Annotated in this window: 14 protein-coding genes; 7 read left to right on the forward strand and 7 right to left on the reverse strand. The window is 62.9% G+C overall.

The window, feature by feature from the left end:
* Positions 1-116: 116 nt before the first annotated feature.
* From ybaK to J0909_RS03490, 4 genes are read right to left on the reverse strand one after another with little or no spacing between them, the layout of a single operon-like run.
* Positions 117-581, reverse strand: coding sequence for a Cys-tRNA(Pro) deacylase (gene ybaK, locus J0909_RS03475; protein ID WP_207260491.1), 465 nt, complete (start codon positions 579-581; stop codon positions 117-119).
* Between the two features lie 60 nt (positions 582-641).
* Complete coding sequence (locus tag J0909_RS03480; protein ID WP_286181731.1) at positions 642-2,255, reverse strand: DHA2 family efflux MFS transporter permease subunit; 1,614 nt, start codon at positions 2,253-2,255, stop codon at positions 642-644.
* Positions 2,219-3,451 (reverse strand): HlyD family secretion protein, encoded by a 1,233-nt coding sequence (locus tag J0909_RS03485; protein ID WP_207260493.1) that lies wholly within the window; start codon positions 3,449-3,451, stop codon positions 2,219-2,221. Before J0909_RS03485 ends, J0909_RS03480 begins: the two co-directional genes overlap by 37 nt.
* A gap of 43 nt (positions 3,452-3,494) precedes the next feature.
* A complete protein-coding gene (locus tag J0909_RS03490; protein ID WP_207260495.1) occupies positions 3,495-4,067 on the reverse strand; it encodes a TetR/AcrR family transcriptional regulator in 573 nt (190 codons plus the stop codon).
* Between the two features lie 246 nt (positions 4,068-4,313).
* On the opposite strand from J0909_RS03490, the gene J0909_RS03495 reads away from it, so the two are divergent.
* The 3 genes from J0909_RS03495 to J0909_RS03505 all read left to right on the forward strand — a co-directional run bounded on the left by J0909_RS03495 (position 4,314) and on the right by J0909_RS03505 (position 7,874).
* Positions 4,314-5,000, forward strand: a complete 687-nt coding sequence (locus J0909_RS03495) for a hypothetical protein (RefSeq protein ID WP_207260497.1) — start codon at positions 4,314-4,316, stop codon at positions 4,998-5,000.
* A 133-nt stretch (positions 5,001-5,133) separates the two neighbouring features.
* Positions 5,134-6,546 carry a sensor histidine kinase gene (locus tag J0909_RS03500; protein ID WP_207260498.1) on the forward strand — a complete coding sequence of 471 codons (1,413 nt, stop codon included), beginning with the start codon at positions 5,134-5,136 and terminating at the stop codon, positions 6,544-6,546.
* Positions 6,543-7,874: a sigma-54-dependent transcriptional regulator gene (locus J0909_RS03505; protein ID WP_207260500.1), complete on the forward strand. Its 1,332-nt coding sequence runs from the start codon at positions 6,543-6,545 to the stop codon at positions 7,872-7,874. The genes J0909_RS03500 and J0909_RS03505 overlap by 4 nt, the downstream gene beginning before the upstream one ends.
* Here the strand turns inward: J0909_RS03505 and J0909_RS03510 are convergent.
* A complete protein-coding gene (locus J0909_RS03510) occupies positions 7,852-9,927 on the reverse strand; it encodes a S16 family serine protease (RefSeq protein WP_207260502.1) in 2,076 nt (691 codons plus the stop codon). The two genes, J0909_RS03505 and J0909_RS03510, sit on opposite strands and share 23 nt — an antisense overlap.
* A gap of 704 nt (positions 9,928-10,631) precedes the next feature.
* Here J0909_RS03510 and J0909_RS03515 point away from each other — a divergent pair.
* The 3 genes from J0909_RS03515 (at position 10,632) to nhaB (ending at position 14,746) form a co-directional block, all read left to right on the forward strand.
* Entirely contained in the window at positions 10,632-11,096 is a 465-nt protein-coding gene (locus J0909_RS03515) for a putative universal stress family protein (RefSeq protein WP_207260504.1), read from the forward strand.
* Between the two features lie 44 nt (positions 11,097-11,140).
* Entirely contained in the window at positions 11,141-12,940 is a 1,800-nt protein-coding gene (locus J0909_RS03520) for an SLC13 family permease (RefSeq protein WP_207260506.1), read from the forward strand.
* A gap of 183 nt (positions 12,941-13,123) precedes the next feature.
* Positions 13,124-14,746, forward strand: a complete 1,623-nt coding sequence (gene nhaB, locus J0909_RS03525; RefSeq protein WP_207260508.1) for a sodium/proton antiporter NhaB — start codon at positions 13,124-13,126, stop codon at positions 14,744-14,746.
* 91 nt (positions 14,747-14,837) lie between these two features.
* Here the strand turns inward: nhaB and J0909_RS03530 are convergent, their stop codons facing one another.
* Positions 14,838-15,302 (reverse strand): methylglyoxal synthase, encoded by a 465-nt coding sequence (locus J0909_RS03530; RefSeq protein ID WP_207260510.1) that lies wholly within the window; start codon positions 15,300-15,302, stop codon positions 14,838-14,840.
* 261 nt (positions 15,303-15,563) lie between these two features.
* On the opposite strand from J0909_RS03530, the gene J0909_RS03535 reads away from it, so the two are divergent.
* The gene (locus tag J0909_RS03535; protein WP_207260512.1) at positions 15,564-16,097 is read left to right on the forward strand and encodes a ferritin-like domain-containing protein; all 534 of its coding nucleotides are present in this window, start codon (positions 15,564-15,566) and stop codon (positions 16,095-16,097) included.
* 78 nt (positions 16,098-16,175) lie between these two features.
* Here J0909_RS03535 and J0909_RS03540 read toward each other — a convergent pair whose 3' ends face one another.
* The gene (locus J0909_RS03540; RefSeq protein WP_207260515.1) at positions 16,176-17,540 is read right to left on the reverse strand and encodes an NAD-dependent succinate-semialdehyde dehydrogenase; all 1,365 of its coding nucleotides are present in this window, start codon (positions 17,538-17,540) and stop codon (positions 16,176-16,178) included.
* Between the last annotated feature and the right edge of the window lie 113 nt (positions 17,541-17,653).

Below are 17,653 nucleotides of genomic sequence, written 5' to 3' on the forward strand. Positions count from 1 at the left end.
CCAGGTTTGCCGGGACACGACATTATGCCCGAATGGACACAATATGAGAGGCGACCACGGATGACAACCGCTTTTTGCGGCGGGAACAGGGACGGAGGGAGCCGGAAAGGACGGAGCTAGCGGGCGATGGGAGCGAAGGACGCCCTGGTCAGCCCGGCCAGGTCGGCAGGGGCCAGTTCGATGTCGAGTCCCCGCCTGCCGCCGCTGACGAACAGGGTAGGACACTCTCCGGCGGATTCGTCGATGACCGTGGGCAGCCGCTTCTTCTGGCCCAGCGGGGAGACCCCGCCGACCACGTAGCCGGTGGTCCGTTCGACCACCTTGACCTCGGCCATGGCCGCCTTCTTGGCCCCCAGGGCCTTGGCCATGGACTTGAGATCGAGCTTGAGCAGGACCGGCACCACGGCCACGGCGAGTTTGCCGCCCGCATCCACCACCAGGGTCTTGAAGACCCGCTCGGGAGGCACGCCGAGCTTTTCGGCCGCCTCCACCCCGAAGGACGGGGCCGCGGGATCGTGTTCGTATTCGTGGACCGTGTACTGGATCTTGGCCTTCTTGGCCGCGTTGATGGCTGGCGTCATGGAAAAGTACCTAGCGGATGGAGCCCGCTCGCGCAAGAGGCGGGCGGATCGGACCGGCGCTCATTTTTTCCCCCCGCCGGTCAGGGCCCGGATGACCGCCCGGCCGGGCATGAGGAAAACCATGGGCACGAGCACGAAGAACAGGCAGCCGAAGGCGAAGGAAATGTCGTTGTAGGCCAGCATGGTGGCCTGGCGAAGGACTTTCTTTTCGAGCAACCCCAAGGCCAGCGGCAGGGCCTGGGCCGCGCCCATGCCCTTGGCCAGCAGGATCTGGACCGATTGGGCCAGATAATCCTGGGTCGTCTGGCTCAGGTCGCTGATGTGGTCGGTCAGGTAGACGCGGTGGATGGCCACCCCTCGATCCAGCAGCACGGCGGCCAGGCTGTAACCGATGTTGCCGCCCACCCGCCGGGTCAGGGTGTAGATGCTGGATGCGTCCGTGATCAGGCTCTTGTCCACCGAGATCAGAGACACCGTGGACAGGGGCACGAACATGAACGGCATGCCGATGCCCATGATGATCAGAGGCGGGATAAGGTCCAGATACCCGGCTGTGGTCGAGAGCTGCATGAGTTCGTAATAGGCCAGGCCGATGACCCCGATGCCCGCAAAGAGCAGCGGCTTGGCACCCACCCGCTGGAAGGCCCAGCCCGCGAGCGGCATGAACAGAAGCAGGACCAGGGCGCGCGGAGCCAGGACCAGGCCGGATTCGAAGGCCGGGTAGCCGAGGATCTTCTGGGTGAACTGGGGCAGGACGAAGGTGGTCCCGAACAGGGATATGCCGAAGACCAGGCCCATGACCGAGCCGAGCACCAGGTTGCGGTCCTTGAGCACGCGAAAGTTGACCACAGGCTCGTCGCTCCGCAGCTCCCAGAAAATCAGGATGAGCAGGGAGACGACCGTGGCCGCGGTCCACCAGATGATCATGGGGGATTCGAACCACTGCTCGTCGTTGCCCCGTTCCAGGACCACCTGCATGCCGGTCAGACAGACGGTCAGCAACCCGATGCCGAGCCAGTCCACGGAACGGATGCCACGCCGCAAAAACGGCGGATCATGCACAAAACGCATGGTCAGGAGCATGCCCAGGGCGCAGACGGGCACGTTGATGTAGAATATCCACGGCCAGCCCCAGGCGTCGGTCAGCCAGCCGCCGCAGATGGGCCCCAGCGCCGGGGCCAGGACCACGCCCATGCCGTACAGGGCCATGGCCATGCCCTGCTGGGCCGGGGGAAAGGTCTCGCGCAGGATGGCCTGGGACACCGGGATGAGCGCCCCGCCGCCGATGCCCTGGATGATCCGGTAGACGATCATCTGGGGAAAGCTGGTGGCTGTGCCGCAAAGGATGGAGCCTATGGTGAACAGGGCGAACGAGAGCAGGTAGAAGTTCTTGCGCCCGAGGAGCGCGCTCCACCAGCCGGACATGGTCACCATGATAATCTCGGCGATGGAATAGCTGGTAGCCACCCAGGTGATGGCCGACAGGTCCGTGCCGAAGCTGCCCATCATGTGGGGCATGGACACGTTGACCACGCTGGTGTCCATGACGGACATAAAGGCCCCGAAGACCACGGTGAAGGCAATGGTCCATCGCTCGGCCGGAGCCATGAGCTCCGGGTCCCTGTACCGATTCATGGCTATTGCACGGCGGTTGCGCGGGTCTGTTCGGCGCATGCCGACCGGTTATCGTCACTCTGGACGGCCACGTTCACGCGGGGGATCACGGACATGCCGGGCGCGAGCAGGCGGCCGTCCTCGCCGTTGGGCCGGTCGAGGACGATCTTGACCGGCACGCGCTGGACCACCTTGATGAAATTGCCGGTGGCGTTCTCGGGCGGCAGCAGGGTGAAGCGCGAGCCCGTGCCCCGCTGGATGGAGTCCACGTGGCCCTTGATGTCCACGCCGGGATAGGCGTCCACTTCGATGTCCACGGGCTGGCCGGGCCGCATGCCGGAAATCTGGGTCTCCTTGAAGTTGGCCACCACCCAGACGTCGCGACTGACCACGGACAGGAGTTTCTGGCCCACTTGGACATAGGCTCCCGGCTCCACGGATTTCTTGGTCACAAAGCCCGCGCATGGGGCGGTTATCCGGGTGTAGGACAGATCAAGCTCGGCTTGGCGGACCTGGGCTTCGGCCTCGCGGGCCTCAGCCTGCCGCTGCTCCACGGCGGCCTGGGCCTGGCGCAACCCGTCCCCGGCGGCCTGGGCGGAAGCCTGGGCCTGGCGGATCTGGGCCGACTGGGTGTCGATATTCTTTTTGGCGGACTGGAGCTTGGCCCGCGACACGGCCGCCTGAGCGCGGGCATGGTCGTACTCCTGGCGGGACACGGCCCCGGCCTCGACCATCTCGTCCATGCGCTTGAAATCGTTCTCGTCGCGGTCGTGCCCTGCGGTGTACTCCTGCACCCCGGCCCGGGCCTGGGCCATGGCCGCGCGGTTGGAGGACAGGGCGGCGGCGCGCTGCGCCATCAGGGACCGGGCCGCCGCAACTTCCGCCTCGGCCTCTTCCATGGCCGCCTTAGCGGACTGGAGCCGCGCCCGGGCGATGTCCAGGGCCACCTCGAAGGTGCGCGGGTCCACCTGAACCAAAAGCTCGCCCTTCTCCACCCATTGGTTGTCGTGCACCGGCACCCGGGCCACGTGTCCGGCCACGCGGGGGCTCATGGAGACCACATGAGCCTCGACAAAGGCGTCGTCCGTGGACTCGTGGGACATGATCCCCAAATACAGGGGGTAGCCCAGGACCACGGCCAGGACAATGGCCGCCAAGCCCAGGAAAAACAACATTTTCCGGGATTTCAGTCGGCGGCGCGCCCCGGCAGGCTTTTCCGCCGCCGCGGCGTCGTTGTTCGGATTCTCGTTCGTCATCGGTTTCCCTCAATAAAAATGAACACGTAATGCGCGATCCGGCTCAGCGCCCCACGCAGAGCCCGCGCAGGACAAAGTTCCCCGCGTGACGGCACAGCCCGTCCAGTTCGGCTCCTTCGGGGGCGAACAGGCAGACCGCCCGGATCATCCCGGAGATGTACCGGGGCGTCAGGGCCGGATCCTCGTCGCGGAACAGCCCCTGGGCGACGCCGCGCCGGATGATGCTCTCGAACAGGCCCCACAGATCAGCGCGCAACCGCTTCCATTCGTCGGTCACGGGGCAGGTGACCACGAAACCGACAAGTTCGAGATTGAAGGCCCGGGCGTAAATGTGCTCGGCCAAAATACGGATCACGCCGGTCAGTTCTTCATCCGGGGGCAGGTCGCTCTCGTCCAGAAAGCGGCGCATGGACTCGATCAGGGAGGAAAACTCCCGGAACAGGACCGCGAAGTAGAGATCTTCCTTGCTCTTGAAGTAAAGATACAGGGTCCCCTTGCCCACGGCGGCCACGCGGGCCACGTCGCTCAACAGGACCTTGTGGAACGGGCGGCGCGAAAACAGCTCCGCCGCCGTGTCCAGGATGCGTTGTTCCTTTTCGTTGTCTTCTTTCTTCATGGCGCCACCCGTTGCGGTTGAATCTATCGGACCATTGCGGCCGACGGCGGCCCTTGCGGGCCAGCCTAATACTGACCAGTCAGTTCTGAAGCGGTTGATCTACGCTCCAGTTAGTTGCACTGTCAACTACTGACCCGGAGTTCCGCAAAAAAACCTCACAGCCGCGATGATTGTGTCTAAAGAAACATAAAGGCCTGCCGACAAAAAAAATGATCGCTGAGGTCTGATACATTTCCCGGAGGATATATGCAGATCGACGGTCTCTCAAACACGCATGCCTCGTTCACTCTGGCCAAGCCCGCCACCGAAAAAGGCAATGCGCCCACCAGCGGCGTGGACCTGACCGGATTCACGTCGAAGAACATGCTGGCCTCCAACTTCTTCGATAACGATTACAAGGAATCCAAGTATACCGCCGGACTGCTCGACTCCCTCAAGATCAAAAACAGCTTCGACACGCAACTCCAAGGCATAGTGCAACAGGCGAAGCAGGCCATGAAGGCCGTCCCGGCTGATAATTACGCAGAGAGGCTCCTGGCCGTCGACAAGGTCGTTAAAGGCCTTGAAACGGTAGTCGAAGACAGGGTTTCGGACGAAGTCGGCGACGAGATCGAAAAAAACACCGACGAAATGGAAAAGACCGTGGAGGAAAAGGCGACCGAGAACCAGGGCGAGGCCGCCCAGGCCCTGGCCGATGCCGCCGACGCCGTCCCGGACGAAACGCCCTCAGGGGACGAAGAAGGGGACGGCGGAAGCGAAAAGACGGCCGAGGCCGCCCCGCCGATCGTCGAGAACCCCGCCCCGCTGGAAGCCCAACCCCAGACGCCGGCCGCAGCCCTGGCCGAGGAAACCGCCGCGGGGACGTCCGGAGATCCGGTTGCCACACAGGATGCCATGGTCCAAAGGCGGCCCCGTCTGGACCTGATCGTCTGAGCCTTTTCCCCGGCCTCGGGGAACCTAGCGCGGCCGCGCCCCGACCAGCCCGGCCGCCGTCTCCCTTGCCTTTTTCCCGTGCGCGGCATAGTGTCGAAAACACATGCAAATCGTGCGGATGAAGGGAAGCGGCATGGTCAGACCCAACCTGAGACACACCATCATACTCGGCATAGCCATCTTCACCCTGGCCTTCGGTTGCATCGCCTTGCTCTCCCTGTCCAACCTGAACAGGCTCCAGGAGGCCGTCCTTCTGGTCGAGCGGGCTGACGATCTGCGCAACCTCATTCTCGAAATCCGGCGCGAGGAAAAGAACTTCTTCCTGTACCAGGACGCCGCCCTGTTCTCCGTGGGCCGCGAAAATCTCAACCGGGCCGGGACCATCCTCGACGAACTGTCCGGCGAAATCGCCAAGCTCCACGGCAAGGCGCACGGCACGGACCTGGCCCGGGGCATGAAGGAATACGGCGAATGGCTGGCCCGGCTCAGCGCGGCCACGGTAAACGTCGGCGAAGACAGCGCGGCGGCCCACGCACTGCGCGAGACCGGACAAAACCTGGTGGAGCACTCCCGGGCCATCGCCGAGCTGGAACGCGACAACATCCTGAACATCAATCAGCGGCTGCGCATGACCCTGTTCATTTCCATGGGCGTGGTGGCCCTGGTGGTCCTGGCCTTGGTCTTCTTCGTGTCCAAGGCCATCCTCGGACCGCTGACCCAGGTGCAGGCGGCCACGCGGCGCATCGCCCAGGGGACCTTCGTGCCCCTGGCCGTGCGCGAGGACGGCGATGAAATCCAACAGGTCTTCGTGGCCCTGAACTCCATGGTCGAGGAGCTGAAAAAACGCCAGACCCAACTGGTCCAGGCCCAAAAGCTGTCGTCCATCGGCACGCTGGCCTCGGGCATCGCCCATCAGTTGAACAACCCGCTGAACAACATCTCCACTTCAGCCCAGATCCTCGAAGAGGAAACCAAGGGGCAGAACGAATTCGCGGACAAGATGATGCGCAACATCATCCAGGAGACCCTGCGCGCCCGGGACATCGTCAAGGGATTGCTCGAATTTTCCCGGCATAAGGATTTTTCGCCCGCGCCGTGCAATCTCAAGGAGGTGCTGAAAAGCGCCGTGCGGCTGGTCTCGGGGCAGCTCGGACCACGCATCGCCGTGGACATCCGCGTACCGGACGACGTGACCCTGTATCTGGACCGGCAGCGTTTCCAGGAAGCCCTGCTCAACCTGATCATCAATTCCATCCAGGCCATCGGCGACGCCGAGGGAACCATCCGCATCGAGACCTCGCGGGAGACGGACCACAAGGTCCTGACCCTTTCCGACAACGGGCCGGGCATGTCCCCGGATACCCTGCAACGCATCTTCGACCCGTTCTTCTCCACCAAGGAAGTGGGGCAGGGAACGGGACTGGGCCTGTACATCGTCTACGGCATCATCGAGGAGCACCGGGGCACCATCCGGGTGGACTCCACCCCCGGCCAGGGGACCGCCTTCACCATCAAACTGCCCCTTGAGCCCGAGGAGAACGCATGACCGCCGCGTCCATTCTGGTCATCGAAGACGAACGCATCGCCCGCGAGAACCTGACCCACGTCCTGACCGGAAGCGGGTACACGGTCACGGCCATAGCCTCGGCCGAAGAGGGGCTGCGCGAGCTGGACAAGAAGGAGTTCGACCTGGTCATCACCGACCTGATGCTGCCCGGCATGGACGGCATCCAGATGCTCGAACACATCCGCGCACACCACCCCCTGACCATCGTCATCGTGGTCACGGGCCACGCCACCGTGGCCAATGCGGTCAAGGCCATGCAGAAGGGAGCGCATTCCTACATCGCCAAGCCGCTCAAGCTCGACGAATTGCGCCTCCAGGTGGAACGCGCCCTGGAGCAGCACGCCCTGTCCGTGGAGGTCCGGCGGCTGCGGGAGATCATCGCCCAAGGCAAACGGGACCTGCCCCTGGTGGGCGAGAGCGACGCCTTCGTGCAACTCAAGAAGGACGTCCGCCAACTGGCCCAGATGAACTGCAACGTGCTCATCCAGGGCGAGACCGGCACCGGCAAGGAGCTGGTCGCCCAGGGCATCCACATGCTCTCGGCGCGATCAAACGAGCGGTTCATGGCCATCAACTGCGGGACCTTCACGGCCGAACTCATGGACAAAGAGCTGTTCGGCCACGAAAAGGAGGCCTTCACCGGGGCCAACCGGGGCCAGAAGGGCATCCTGGAAGCCGCCGACGGCGGCACGGTATTTTTCGACGAGATCGGCGAACTGCCGCTGAACATGCAGGTCAAACTGCTGCGGGTGTTGCAGGAACGCAATTTCCTGCGCGTGGGCGGGACAAAGGAAGTCCCGGTGGACATCCGGGTCATCGCGGCCACCAACTGCGACCTGCACGAACTGGTGGAAAAAGGCGAATTCCGCCAGGACCTCTACTACCGGCTGAACGTGGTCACCCTGCACGCCCCGCCGCTCCGGGAGCACAGGGAAGACATCCCCATCCTCATTGGACACTTCCTGGAAAAACACCGCCAGCCGGGCCAGACCATCAACGCCATCGACCAGGACACCCTGGACATCCTCATGTCCTACCCGTTCCCGGGCAACGTGCGCGAACTGGAGAACATCGTCCAGCGGGCGCTGGCCCTGGGCCAAGGCACCACCTTCACCCCGGAGCTGCTGCCCGTCGAGATCGCCCAGACCGAGACCAAGGCCCCGCTCCCCACCCTGGAAGACATGGAGAAAGCCTACATCCGGAAGGTCCTGGCCTCATCGGCCGGGAACAAGACGCAGGCCGCGCGCATCCTGGGCATCGACCGCGTGTCCCTATGGCGCAAGATCAAGCGTTACCACCTGGAATAGCCGTCCCGCACAGGGCGATGTCCGCGGCCTCCTCCATGGTCGAAACGAAACGGATGTCCAGCCCCTCGACCACTTCGTCCTCGATGGACTTCACCCCGGCTTCGCAACCGCGCGGCAGGATGACCACGGGTATGCCCGCGCTCCTTGCGGCCATGAGCTTTTCGCGGATGCCGCCCACGGGCAGGACCTCGCCGAGCAGCGACAACTCCCCGGTGGAAGCCACGTCCTGGCGTACCGGTCGGCCGGTAAGCAGGGAGAGCAGCGCGATGGTGATGGCCACGCCCGCACTCGGCCCCTCCTTGGAGACCGCGCCCGCCGGGATGTGTACGTGAATGTCCGAAACGGCGTAGAATTCCGGGTCGATGCCAAAGGCCGCCGCGTGGCTGCGGCAATAACTGAGGGCGGTCTGGGCCGACTCGCGCAGGACCTCGCCCAGGGAACCTGTTAAAATGAGTTGCTTGCTGCCCCGCATGCGGGCCGCCTCGACGAAAATGATCTCCCCGCCGATCTCGGTCCAGACCAGGCTGGTGGCCAGGCCTACCTTGGGCGCGGTCTGGGCCGGGGTGGAGGTGTAGGGCGGCGCCCCGAGCATCTCCTGGAGCATGACCGGATCAACGGTAATCGCGCCCGCCCCCTCGGCCAGGACCCGTTTGGCCAATTTGCGGCACAGCGAAGCGGCCTGCTGCCGGAGCTTGCGCAGCCCGGATTCACGGGCGTACCCGGCAATGAGCCGGGTCACGGTTTCGTCCGGGAAGGTCACCAGCTTCTCGTCCAGCCCATGTTGGGCCAGGACCTCGGGGATGAGGTAGCGGGTTGCAATCTGCAACTTCTCCCCGGGCGTGTAGCTGGGGAACTCGATGACCTCCAGCCGGTCGCGCAGCGGGGCCGGGAGGCGCTCCACCCCGTTGGCCGTGCAGATGAACAATGCCCCCGACAGGTCGAAAGGCAGCCCCAGGTAGTGATCCACGAAGGCGGTGTTCTGTTCGGCGTCGAGCATCTCCAGCAGGACCGAGGTGGCGTCGCCTTGAAAATCCTGGACCGCCTTGTCCACTTCGTCGAGCATGATCACCGGATTGCGGGTACCGGCCTTGCGCAGCCCCTGAATGATCCGGCCGGGCATGGCCCCGACATAGGTCCGCCGATGGCCGCGCAATTCGGCCTCGTCGCGCAACCCGGCCAGAGACAGGCGCATGAACTTGCGTCCCAGGGCCTCGGCGATGGCCTTGCCGATGGAGGTCTTGCCCATGCCCGGAGGACCCGTGAAACAAAGCACAAAGCCGCGCAGATGCTGGGCCCGCAGGCTCTGCTCCCACAGTTCGGCCACATACCGGCGCAGCTTGGTCAGGTTGACCGGCTTGCCCAGGTACTGGTCCGCGCCGCGGCGCATGGCGTCCACGGCGGTTTTCACCGTGGCGTAACCGGTGATCATGATGACCTTGGTGTCGGGCCAGCGCTTGCGCAGGACCTGGAGCAGCTCCATGCCGTCCATGCCGTCCATCTTGAGGTCCGAAACCACGATGTTGGCCGGTTCGCGCTCCATGGAGGCCACGGCCTCGATCCCGTTGCCCACGGCCTCCACCTCGTAGCCGTCGGCCTGAAATACGATGGTCAGGTTCTCGCGGGCGATAAGTTCGTCGTCCACCAAAAGGATGCGCGGATTGCGCCGGGCGCACAGGCTCTTGACCGCCAGGAACTCCAGGATGCGGTCCTTGACCCGTTGCAATCCGTAATGACGGGCGTTCAGGACCTCCTCGGCTCGGGCGAGGTCCAGGTTGTCGCGGGTGGCCGTATTCCACGGCAGGGAGAGAATGACTTCGAGAAAATTCAGGCTGATGGCGTACTCGGGCGAGGCCGGGTCCACACTGTCCAGGCGGTCGCACTCGATCCGGGCCGTCTCCAGGATTTCCGGCGGCAACCCGGCGGATTCCACCTGCTCCCGCAGGGAATCGTGAGCCCGGGCCGGAGGCGCGGCGGGCCGCGTCTCGGGAGGTTGCGCCGCGACGGGCTCCGCTTCCCGGGGAACGGAAGACTTTCGTTTGCCGAACCAGCCCATGACCGTTGCCTCCTGCTACCCGTTGAAGGGAGAAACATTCCCTTTTCACAAGCGATGACGCTTTATTAGCCTATAATAGTTACCTATCACGCTACTGTGAAGTTGTTAAGGTTGCAATACGCAACGCCGGCCAATTTCGCCCCGTCAACGGACAGGCCAACTTTCTTCTTGCCATTTACGGCCTTTAAAAACCGTCTCAACCCGTTGTCATAATGTAGCTTCAGGCCGATCTACCCAAGACGTGCCCGAAAGGGATTTTGCAGGGTAAATCCCCTTTTCTGGCTCCTTGCCCCGGCTTCGCCCCCCAGCCCTAGACACCGTTGCATACTGCATCACCAGCATAAACCGCCGGATCACGCCATATAGCCATCTTCCGGCGAAAATGGGGTGTATGAGCGTTGCATTTCGCATCATACTGAGTGCGTATGCAAGGTTTTGTTTTTGGTTAATACTTATTTTTCAACATGTTAACAAAGATATCGCATTTGGCATGTGTTTTGATTCACAAGCCTAAAGACAGGGGCGAACAGGCAATCTCCAACCCCAAAAGCAAGGAGTGAGACATGGCCCTCTTCAGTACCGTCAAGAGAGTGGTGGACAGGCATTATGCGGCCCAGGCCGCGGCAAACTGCAACACGTGCAGTATGGGCACGTGGGTCGTCTGCCATGAAAATCATTTATTGGAGAAATCGGGAGGATCTTCGATGAAGACATTTTTCAAGCGCATCACCGGCACCCGTCGTCAATCCGTGACCCCCGCGCCCGCCGTCGTGGCCGCTGCCGGCTGTGGTTGCCGCGAACGGCAACAATGCAAAATACTCATCGTCAGCAAAGGGCAGGAGTTCTCCCGAGGCATCGCCGACTACGCCGTGGACATGGCCTGCAAGACCCGCAGCTCCCTGGTGGCCCTGAACATAGACGAGTCCGGACGGGACTTCGCCGGGTTCCGCAGCCAGGCCGAACGCAACATAGAATACTTCAATAAGAAGGCGGCCGACGCGGGCCTGACCTTCCGCCACGAGATCCAGCAGGGAGACGAGAACGCCATCGTCGCCCGGATGCACGAAAAAGACCCCAGCTTCCGTTACGTCATGGACGACTCCGCAGCCGTCTGCAAGAACAGGAGCAGTATTCCCGTGTACACCCGAGCTACGTTGCGGGCGAGATAAGCCCGCCCGCAGCGTAGAAACATCACGTTTCCCAAGGACGCAACATGACCCCAGAAATCATAACGGTCCTGGCCGTTCTCGTATTCGCCGTACTCCTCTTCATCTTCGAATGGGTCCGGGTGGACGTGGTCGGCATCATCATGATGGTGCTCCTGCCCCTGCTTGGCTTGGTCACGCCGCAACAGGCGATCAGCGGACTGAGCAGCAACGCCGTCGTCTCCATCATCGCCGTCATCATCATCGGCGCCGGGCTGGACAAGACCGGCGTAATGAACTCCATGGCCCGCATCATCCTGCGCTTCGCGGGCAAGAGCGAATCGCGCATCATGACGCTCATCGCGGGCACCGTGGCCATCATCTCCGGCTTCATGCAGAACATCGGGGCCGCCGCCCTGTTCCTGCCCGCGGCCAAACGCATCGGCAACCAGACCGGCGTGCCCGTGGGACGTCTGCTCATGCCCATGGGATTCTGCGCCATCATCGGCGGCTGCCTGACCCTGGTCGGCTCCAGCCCGCTGATCCTGCTCAACGACCTGATGGTCGTGGGCGGCAAGAAGTACGAGGCCTTCGGCCTGTTCAGCGTCACTCCCGTGGGCCTGTTGCTCGTGGCCGCCGCACTGATCTACTTCATCCTGTTCGGGCGTTTTATCCTGCCCAACAGGTCCGCCGACGAGAGTTCCGGCCCCATGTCCTCGATCCTGACGGGCACCTACAACAACGTCGGTTCCCTGTTCGAATTGGCCGTGCCCGAGGGCTGGACAAACGACTCCCCACTCAAGGCGCTGGACCTTCGGCCCATCTACTTCTGCACCCTGGTGGCCATCTGCCGCGAACACGGCAAACAGCACATCTTCGCCCCTCTGCCCGATGAGACCATCAGACCGGGCGACCAGATCGTGGTCGTGGGCCCGCAGGAATTCGTGGAGCACATGGCCGAGGATCTCGGCTGGGAGCTTCGGCCCGAGCTGACCACCTTTGCCGAGGAACTCTCTCCCAACAACGCGGGCATCATGGAGGGCATCGTCACTCCCCGCTCCGAATTCATGGGCAAGACCATCGCCGAACTGCGCATCCGGGAACGCTTCCAAGTTTCGCCCCTGGCTATCTTCCGGGGCGAAAAAATCTTCGTCAGCGGGCTTTCGGACATCATCATCGAGTCCGGCGACGCCCTGCTCCTGCACGGCCGCTGGGAGATGTTCCACATGCTCAAGGGGTTGCCCGACCTGGTCTTCACCGAGACCGTCAAGGGCGAGTTGTTGCGCACGGACAAGGCCAAGATCGCGCTCATGTGGCTGGCCGTGTCCCTGGTCATGATCCTCGGGTTCCACGTCCAATTGTCCATCGCGCTGTTGACCGGTGCCCTGGGCATGGTCCTGACCAAGGTCCTGACCATCGACGAGGCCTACCAGTCCGTGGACTGGATGACCGTCTTCCTGCTCGGCGGACTCATTCCGCTCGGCATGGCCTTCGAAAATACCGGCGCGGCCAAGTACATCGCGGACACCATTATGGCGGCCCTGGGCACGCCGTCCGCCCTGGTGCTGCTGGCGGTCATCGGCGTTCTGACTTCGTTCTTCACCCTGGTAGCCTCCAACGTAGGCGCCACGGTCCTGCTCGTCCCGCTGTCCATGAACATGGCGCTCAACGCGGGCGTGGACCCCAGGGTGGCCGCCCTGACCGTGGCCGTGGCCGCATCCAATACCTTCGTTTTGCCCACCCACCAAGTCAACGCCCTGATCATGCGTCCGGGCGGATACCGCACCATTGATTACGTCAAGAGCGGGGCCGGGATGACCGTGCTTTACATGGTTGTCATGCTGTCCGCCTTGATGTTATTCTACTGATCGCCGACGGGGCGCCGGTAATCGTTACCGGCGCCTTTTTTTTGGCAATTGAGGACTAAGCTACACGTAACCTATAGCCCGCAAAGGATTTTTTCATCGACACTACGCCTCGGCTAAGACGGACGCACGCCCGTCTCACACAGCCGTCCGGGGCGTTTTCGCCGTATTGAAGGAGAGAAACGAATGAAGACACCGTTGTCGAAAACCTTTGTCGAAACATTTCTCGGGAACGCGCCCGGATGGTACAAGCTGACCATCATCGCCTGTCTCGTGCTCAACCCCGTGCTCATGCTCACGGTAGGTCCGTTCGTGGCCGGGTGGGCGCTTATCGCCGAGTTCATTTTCACTCTGGCCATGGCGCTCAAGTGCTACCCGCTACCAGCGGGCGGACTGTTGGCCCTGGAAGCCGTGATCATGGGCATGACCACCCCCGAGACCGTGTACCATGAAGCCTTGAAGAACTTCGAAGTCATTCTGCTTCTGATCTTCATGGTCGCGGGCATCTATTTCATGAAGGACTTCCTCCAGTTCACCTTTACCCGCATCCTGGTGCGCGTGAACTCCAAGAAAATTATCGCCCTGCTCTTCTGTCTGGCCGGAGCCTTCCTGTCCGCCTTCCTCGACGCCCTGACCGTGACCGCCGTCATCATGGCCGTGGCCTACGGGTTTTACAACATCTACCACCGCTTCGTGTCCGGCAAGGGTTCCACCGACAGCCATGACCTGGTGGACGACGGCGCCGTCAAGGACACCAGCCGCGAGGAACTGCTCCAGTTCCGAGGCTTCCTGCGCAACCTGATGATGCACGGCGCCGTGGGCACCGCGCTCGGCGGCGTCTGCACCCTGGTGGGCGAGCCGCAAAACCTGCTCGTCGGCAGCGAGATGGGCTGGCACTTCGTGCCCTTCTTTCTGCATGCCGCGCCCGTGACCCTGCCGGTCCTCGTGGTCGGCCTGCTGACCTGCCTGCTGGTCGAACAATTCCATATATTCGGCTACGGCTACCAGCTTCCCGGCAACATCCGCTCCTTCCTGCTGGAAACCGCCGTGCAGATGGAAGAAAAACAGGGCACCAAGGGCAAGCTCAAGCTGGTCCTCCAGGCCTGTACCGGCATATGGCTGATCCTGGCCCTGGCCTTCCATTTGGCTGCGGTCGGCCTCATCGGCCTGTCGGTCATCATCCTGCTGACCGCCTTCACCGGCATCACCGAGGAGCACCAACTGGGCCACGCCTTCGAGGAAGCCCTGCCCTTCACCGCCCTGCTGGTGGTCTTCTTCTCCGTGGTCGCGGTCATCCACTCCCAGGAGCTGTTCACCCCGATCATCGAATTCGTCCTCAGTCTGAAGGGCCAAAACCAGTTGGTGGCCTACTTCATCGCCAACGGCCTGCTCTCCTCCATCTCGGACAACGTCTTCGTGGCCACGGTCTACATCTCCGAGACCAAGCTGCACTTCATCAACGTGCTGAACGCCATTCCCAACATCGGCATGACCGGCCAGGCACTCATGGCAAAGATGACGGACCCCCACCTGGCGCGGGCCGACGTGCTCGCCACGCTTCCGCAGGGCGCGGCGGCCCTGGTCAAGGAGACCATGGAGCACTTCGACAAGCTGGCCGTGGCCATCAACACCGGGACCAACATTCCGTCCGTGGCCACCCCCAACGGCCAGGCGGCTTTCCTGTTCCTGCTGACCAGCGCGCTGGCGCCGGTCATCCGCCTCTCCTACGGCAGGATGGTCCTGCTGGCGCTGCCATACACCATCACCATGTCCCTGACCGGGCTCATGGCCGTGTACGTTTTCCTTTAGAAAGCCGCCCAAAGGGCAACAAGCAAGGGCTCCCGAGAGTTACTCGGGAGCCCTTTTTATCGTCTTGATCCCGGCCCTTCGGGCCGACCGGCTATTTCAGATTGCGGTCGGCATATTCGAAATAACGCCCCGGCTTGATGCAGAACTCGTGGTCGAAATAAGCCGACGAGATCAGGAATTCGGCCGAGGAGCGGTTGCTGGCCGTGGGGATGTTGTAGAGCACGGCCAAGCGCAGGAGCGCCTTGACGTCCACGTCGTGGGGCTGGGGCTCCATCGGGTCCCAGAAAAAGAAGAGGATATCCACCTTGCCGTCGCTGATCATGGCTCCGAGCTGCTGGTCGCCGCCCAGAGGGCCGGACTTGAGGCGCAGGACTCGCTTGGGCTCCGCGCCGGGCATGCCGCCCTCGGCCAGCAGGGATTCCACCAGCCGCCCGGTGGTCCCGGTGGCGATCAGGTTGTGCGGGAGGAGGGCCTCCCGGTTGCAAGCGATGAAATCGAGCAGTTCGTCCTTGCAGTTGTCGTGGGCGACCACTGCGATATTTTTGATTCTGTCCATTGCGCCTCCGGGCGTCGTCTCGAATTCGGACCGGGTACCCCGCCCCGAAGATATGTCTACCACCCGGAACGGGCCCTCGACAAGCACCCTGAATCGTCGAGGCAGCCCCGGATTTCACCGACCCGTCTTGACGCGGAACGAATGGATAGTTACGATTCACGCAATCAATCCATGCGCAGGCATGAACGGTTGAGATGATCTAACAACCATGCCGCGAGGAGCCCCAAACCGGCCGTCACGGCGCTCAAAGGAGAAGAACCAATGCCCAGCAAGGAAGAACGACGCACGAAGGTCATCGAGGTTCTGAACACGGCCCGGTCCATGGAGCTCCAGGCCATCCATCTGTATATGAACCAGCATTACAACCTGGACGACATGGACTACGGCGAACTGGCCTCCAACATGAAGCTCATCGCCATCGACGAGATGCGCCATGCCGAGCAATTCGCCGAACGGATCAAGGAATTGGGCGGCGAGCCCACGGACAAGAAGTCCAAACCCGTGCAACGCGGCCAGAAAATCGACGTCATCTACGACTACGACTCCCACGAGGAAGATGACACCATCGACGCCTACAACCAATTCCTGCTGGTCTGTAGAGAGAACGGGGACTCCATCAGCGAGAAACTGTTCGAGACGATTCTCGACGAGGAACAGGCTCACTACAACTATTTCGACGCCATCAAAGGGCACATCGCCAACCTGGGCGACGCCTTCCTGTCCCGCATCGCCGGGACCCCCTCCTCCACGGGTCTGGCCGACCAGGGGTTTGTCATCAAGAACCAGGGCGCTTAGGCCCGCCATCCGTCTTCAATAACAAAGGCCCGGCCAGTCGAAACTGGCCGGGCCTTTTCCTTTTGCCGTACGCGACGATTAGTCGCAAATAACCGACTTGATGTTCACGAACTCGCGGATGCCGAAGTCGGAAAGCTCTCGGCCGAAGCCGGAACGCTTGATGCCGCCGAAGGGCAGGAGCGGGTCGCTGCGAACCTGGCCGTTGACCACCACCGAACCAGCCTCGATGCGCCGGGCCAACTCCAGGCCATGCTCGATGTCCCTGGTCCAGACCGAACCGCCCAGGCCGAAGGGGGTGTCGTTGGCCATGGCCATGGCCTGTTCCTCGTCCGTGGCCCGGAAGACCAGAGCCACGGGGCCGAAAAGTTCCTCGCGGCAAACCTCGGCGTCAAACGGCGCGTCAACAATGATGCTCAGGGGGTAGAAGGCGCCCTCGCCCTCGGGCAGGACACCGCCCTTGACGATCTTGCCGCCCGCGGCCTCGCAGCGCCGCACCTGGTCGTGCAGGTCCGCGCGCAGGCCGGTGGAGGACATGGGGCCGACCACGGTGTCCTCGGCCATGGGATCACCCATCTTGAGCTTGTCCATCTCCCGGCCCAGGGCTTCGACAAAGACGTCGAAGACCTCGTCCATGACGATGAAGCGCTTGGCCGCGATGCAGGTCTGCCCCGCGTTGCCGCAACGGGCGATGGCCGCGACGCCGGCGGCCTTGTCGATGTCCGCATCCGCCAGGACCACGAACGGATCGCTGCCGCCCAGTTCCATGACGCACTTCTTGAGACGCGCTCCGGCGGCCGCCGCGACCTTGCTCCCGGCGCCCTCGCTGCCGGTCAGGCTAACGCCGATGATCGAATCGAAGTCCAGGACCGCCTCCACCTGGCGCGCTCCGATAAGCAGGGTGCGGAAGACGTTGTCGGGAAAGGCGGATTCGCGGAAGGCGGATTCGATGGCCAGGGCGCACTGAGGCACGTTCGAGGCGTGCTTCAAGACCATGGTGTTTCCGGCCATGAGCGCGGGCGCGGCCACGCGCAGGACCTGCCAGAAGGGGAAATTCCAAGGCATGACCGCCAGGACGGTGCCCATGGGAGCGAAGTCCACGAAGGCCTCCCGTCCGCTGCCGGACACCGGCCGGGAAGCCAGCATGGCCTCGCCGTTTTGGGCGTAAAATTCACACACGCCCGCGCACTTGAGGGCTTCGGTCCGGCCGAAGCTCACGGGCTTGCCCATTTCCTCGGCCATGAGGGCGGCGAATTCGTCCGCCCGGGCCCGGAGCACCTGGGCCAGGCTGATCAGGCACTCGGCGCGGTGGGCGAAATCGGTGTTCTTCCAGACGGCATATCCCTCGGCCGTCTCGCGCACGGCGGCGGCGGTCTGTTCGGGGGTAAATTCGTCGAATTGCTTCGTGACCGTGCCGGTCAAGGGATTGGTGCTCTGCAAAGGCATGTTGCTACTCCGAAAATAAGGTTGAAACACTCCGGGACAGGTCGTCCGGAACGCGACAACCGGGTTCCAGTGATGCGGGATTGCGGCCGGGTTAAATGGCCGGTCCAGGCCAA

This window comes from Desulfovibrio sp. Huiquan2017, from assembly GCF_017351175.1.
GTDB lineage: Bacteria > Desulfobacterota > Desulfovibrionia > Desulfovibrionales > Desulfovibrionaceae > Pseudodesulfovibrio.